Annotated in this window: 3 protein-coding genes; all 3 read left to right on the top strand. The window is 61.0% G+C overall.

Annotation, left to right across the window (positions count from 1 at the left end; translation table 11 throughout):
* Nucleotides 1–46 precede the first annotated feature (46 nt).
* Nucleotides 47–2,704, top strand: coding sequence for a protein translocase subunit SecD (gene secD, locus ACH2EH_RS09870; protein WP_395141226.1), 2,658 nt, complete (start codon nt 47–49; stop codon nt 2,702–2,704).
* Between the two features lie 2 nt (nt 2,705–2,706).
* On the top strand, nt 2,707–4,437 hold the full coding sequence (recJ, locus tag ACH2EH_RS09865) for a single-stranded-DNA-specific exonuclease RecJ (protein ID WP_395141224.1): 1,731 nt from the start codon (nt 2,707–2,709) through the stop codon (nt 4,435–4,437).
* Nucleotides 4,438–4,478: 41 nt separating this feature from the next.
* The coding region (locus ACH2EH_RS09860) for a hypothetical protein (protein WP_395141222.1) at nt 4,479–4,903 on the top strand (425 nt) is incomplete at its 3' end.

The following is a 4,903-nucleotide window of genomic DNA, read 5'->3' as shown; positions in this document are numbered from 1 at the left end:
ATAATGCCCGTTTAGTGCCAGGCAATTCTGGCACAAGGTAAACGTGTTGAAACCCAGACAATTAGCTCTTCTCGTCATCGTCCTCGCCCTGCTGGCCGCAGCGGTCACCTTTGCGCCGCTTGTGGCTCCCAACAGCGCCTTTGGAAAGAAGGTCACCCCACGGCTGGGGCTCGACATCCAAGGCGGTGCCCGTGTGGTACTGGAGGCGGATCTCTCCACACTGCCCAAAGGCCAGCAGTGGAACGACGAAACCCGCTCGTCTGTGCTTCGAACACTGGACAACCGGGTGAACTCTAACGGGGTCGCCGAGCCGGTGATCACGCCGAAGGGCGACACCCAGTTTGTCGTCGAGATTCCCGCTGTCAAGAACGAGAAGGACATCCTCGACCAGCTCCAGAAGACCGCGCAGCTTGTGTTCTACTACAGCCAAGACTGGTTTACCCCGGAGAAGAACAAGCTGGGGCGCTACGCCTTTGAGATGTCAACGGACAGCAGTCGCGAGAGCTATGAGATCACGGACAAAACAGCCAACAAGACCTTCCGTGACCCGTTCCACATTCTCGGAGCGCTCCGCGAGCTGGTGGATGCGGGCGAGCGGGCCGGTGCCAAGCCTGTCCCCCTCACTGCGCCGCTCAACACACTGGGCGCGTTCGCGGGTCTGCAAACGGTCAAGATCCAGGAGAGCGACCTCAAGACCCTGGCTGCGCTCGGCGATGAGCTAAGCCAGTTCAATGTCTTTTTAGCGGCGTCGCGCCGAGAGCTCGATGGCTCCGACCTCGCCCCAGGCCGCGCCCGCGCCAGCTTTGGCAACGGAACCGAAGCCATTGTGGAGCTGGAGTTCAATAAAAAAGGCCAAGAGAAGTTCGCCACCTTTACCAAAGCCCACACCGACGAAATCCTGATGATCTACCTGGATGGCCGTATCCTCATGGCCCCCAAGATCAACGACCCCATCACCGATGGCCGGGCGCAAATCTCCCCCTTTCCCAGCCTCAAGGATGCCAAGAAGCTCTCGGACTACCTCAACGGCGGTGCTCTCCCCGTCACCCTGAACATTGTCCAACAGCAGAGCCTGGAGGCGACCCTGGGCAAAGACGCGGTCAAGAGCGGTCTCGTGGCCGGTGTGGTTGCCCTCGTCCTTATCGGGGTCTTTATGATCGGGATCTACCGACTGCCCGGCTTTGTGGCGGTCTGTGCCCTGCTCCTCTACACTCTTTTCACCTACGCGATCTTCGTGCTGATCCCGGTGACCTTCACGCTCCCTGGGATCGCGGGCTTTATCCTCTCAGTGGGTATGGCGGTAGATGCAAATATCCTGATCTTTGAGCGTACCAAAGAGGAGCTCAAGGCGGGTAAGAGCCTCAAAGTCGCGATCACAACCGGCTTCCAGCGCGCCTTTTCCGCGATCTTCGACTCCAACATGTGTACAGCGGTGACGAGCTTCCTGCTCTACCAGCTTGGCAATGGCAGTGTCCGTGGCTTCGCACTAACTCTGATGATCGGTGTCGCGCTCTCGATGTTCACCGCGATTACGGTCACGCGCTCGTTTCTTTTGCTGCTGGTCGGCGAGAACAAGACCGTCAACCTGGAAGCCTGGGGGGTCAACAACCTCTGGCGACCGCACTTCAAGATCATCACCCACCGCTTCCGCTGGTATATCCTCTCGCTTGCGATTATCGTCCCTGGTGTCGCCTTTGCGTTCATGGGCGGCTTCAAGCAGGGTATTGAGTTCACCGGGGGCTCCGAGCTCACCCTTAAATTCGCCCAGCCCGTTACCCGCGCCGAGATTGAAGGTGCAGTGAGTGAGGCGGGCTTCAAGGAGGCGGCGGCACAGATCGCGGGTGACAACACCGTTTTACTGCGGCTCCCTGCGGAGGCGGGCAAGAAGGAGATGGATGTTCGGGAGGCGGAGAGCCTGGTCGAGAAACTCAAGGCCAAGTTCCCGAGTATCACCAAGCAGGGCTTTGAGCGCATCGGGGCCTCGATTTCTAAAGAACTGACCCAGAACGCCTTCTCGTCTATCACCCTCTCGTCGCTCTTTATCGTTCTCTACCTGACATTTCGGTTTGCCATTGGAGGCTTCAAGAACGGCTTAAAGTTCGGCGTAGCCGCGATTATCGCGATGCTCCACGATGTCGCTGTGCTGGTCGGTGTTTTCTGTTTCTTAGGATGGTTTCTCAACTGGAAGATTGACTCGCTGTTCTTAACGGCGGCGCTCACGGTGGTGGGCTTCTCGGTTCACGACACGATCATTATCTTTGACCGAATTCGGGAGAACTTGCAGCACCGAGGCGAGAAAGCCGATCTGGGTCATCTGATTGACGACTCAATCAACGAGACGTTCGCGCGCTCACTCTTCACCAGCGGCACCGTGGTACTAACCCTTCTCGCGCTCTTAATCTTTGGGGGCTCGGTGATTCGGCCCCTGAACGCCGCGCTGCTCGTGGGAATCCTCTCGGGCACCTACTCCTCAATCTTCAACGCCGCCCCGATGGTCTTTGACTGGCAGCGCCGGTTCGGCAAGAAGGGTGAGGGCTTAGCGGAGGTCAAGGAAGGCAAAGAAAGCAAAGAAAGCAAGAGCGAGCCTGCCACGGCAGTGGTCGCCAAAGCCTCTGCCACCGTCACGACTGAAGCCAGTGACGAAGACAAACCGGAGCGCACAGGAACTTGGGCACAGGGACCGCGCCCCAAGCGCAAGCCGTAGTGATGACATCCCCGACTCTGCTCGAAGCCCACTGGCGGCTGGCCGCTCCCGACGAGACACAGGTGCAGCAGCTTGCAGGAGCGCTTCGGGTGGAGCCGCTGGTGGCGCGGCTGCTGATCAACCGGGGAATCACGGGGGCGGATCAGGCCACGCAGTATCTCTCGCCCCGCCTGGAGGATCTCCATGATCCGTACACGCTTCCTGATGTGGCTAAGGCAGTGGAGAGGCTCGCGCAGGCGATTCAGAGCGGTGAGCTGATCTTTGTCCACGGCGACTACGATGCCGACGGCGTGACGAGCGCGGCACTTTGCCTCCGAGCGCTTACTAGCCTGGGGGCGAACGTGGTGGGCTTTGTCCCACGTCGCACCGATGGCTACGACTTCCAGCCCTATGGCGCGGACAAAGCTAAAGAGCTCGGTGCGGGGCTGATCCTGACGGCGGACTGCGGGGTCTGCGCCCTGGAAGCTGTTGCCCACGCCAACTCACTGGGCATTGATGTGATTGTCACCGATCACCACCGCCCGGGCAAGACCCTCCCGGATGCCGTCGCTGTAGTAAACCCCTACCGTGACGATGCCACGGTGCTTTTTCGTGATCTCTGCGGTGCGGGTGTCGCTTTCAAGGTTCTGGATGCTCTCACGGCGCGGCTCATGCCCACGCACCAGAGTGCCTTTCGGCGCAACTTCGTAGATCTGGTGGCACTGGGCACGGTCGCCGATGCCAGCACGCTGGCGGGTGAAAATCGGATTCTGGTGCTGCACGGCCTCGCGATGCTGGCGACGGGCAAGAAGACGGGCGTGAAGGCGCTGCTCGCACGCGCAGGGCTGGAGGGCCGCGAGCTCACGGCGGAGAATATCGGCTTTCAGCTCGGGCCGCGCCTCAATGCCGCCGGGCGCATGGAGGATGCCGACCTCGCGTACCGTCTGCTCATCACCCGCGATGCCGACGAGGCGGAGCAGCTTGTCGCCCAGATCGAGTCGCTCAACGACCTGCGCCGCAGCGAGACGGAGCGTGTGGTGCAGGAGGCCATGGCGGAGGCGCTGACCCAGGAAGATAGGCGCGTGCTCGTGCTGGCCCGCCCGCGCTGGGGCAAGGGCCTGGTGGGAATCGTCGCGGGCCGGATCGCCGAGACCCTGCGCCGCCCCACCCTGATCCTGAGCTACGATGAAAAGACCGACAGCTACGGCGGCTCCGGGCGCACCTACGGCAGCTTCAGCCTGCTCGATGCGCTCCATGCCTGCGCCGATCTCCTCGGACGCTACGGCGGGCACTCGGCCAGTGCGGGGGTCAATGTCTCCGCCGCGAACCTGGAGGCGTTCCGCGAGCGCATCCACGAGGTGGCTGAGGGGCTGATCAGTGACGAACCCGAGCCCATTACGCTGGAGATAGACGCCGAGCTTGCCGATACGCGCCTTCTCACCCAGAGCCTGGTAGAGTCGCTCCAGGCACTCGCTCCCTTTGGCCGCGACAACCCGGACCCGGTGTTTCTGACGTGTGGTGGTATTGTCACGGAGGCGAGGCGCGTCGGCAAAGACAACAACACCGCGATCTTCCAGATCAAGCTCCCCGGGCGGCAGTGGCCCACCAAGGCCGTGCGCTTCAAGTCCGGCGACTGGACCGAGCGTGTCCAGCCGGGCGAGCGCGTGGACATTGTGTACAGCCCCAAGCTTAATGAGTGGAACGGAAAAGTCAGTGTCGAGCTCACGCTTCTGGATCTGCGCCCTTCGGTTTAAAAAACCTTCAGACATGAGGACTTTTAGCCGATACTGAGATAGTGTACACGCAAATCGAAGCTCCACAAGCTCCTGTTCCTGGCATCCATGCGGGGCTTGATCTCTACTGTGGCATCTCCTCGCGCCCCGGCCTGCGGCGCTTTGCCGATCAGCTCTGGGCGGGTAATCAGATTTTTACCCCTTCCGTGGGCTACCTGCGCTGGGAGAACGGCCAAAAGACCAGCGCCCGTGTTTCGGTAGGGTTGGGTGATGCGGTGCGTGGCAGTAACGCGCTCTACAAGCAGCCTGTAGAAGCCTGGGCCAAGCAGCAACTCGGGGAAGGCAGCGTGACCGTTGGGCGCTTCTTCACCCCGTTTGGACAGCAGGAGTGGCAGTACGAAGCCCGCGAGGGCGTGCAGTGGGAGAGTCGCACGTTCACCCTGGCGGTTCAGAGCAACACCAACACGAAGCGAACCAATGTCTATTT

Source organism: Armatimonas sp., assembly GCF_043760365.1.
In the GTDB taxonomy this organism is placed as follows: Bacteria; Armatimonadota; Armatimonadia; order Armatimonadales; family Armatimonadaceae; genus Armatimonas.
This window is presented reverse-complemented; position numbering and strand designations above follow the sequence as displayed.

Excerpts from the sequence above, each read along its gene's own strand:
- recJ (WP_395141224.1), top strand. The coding sequence starts at position 2,707 with ATGACATCCCCGACTCTGCTCGAAGCCCACTGGCGGCTGGCCGCTCCC.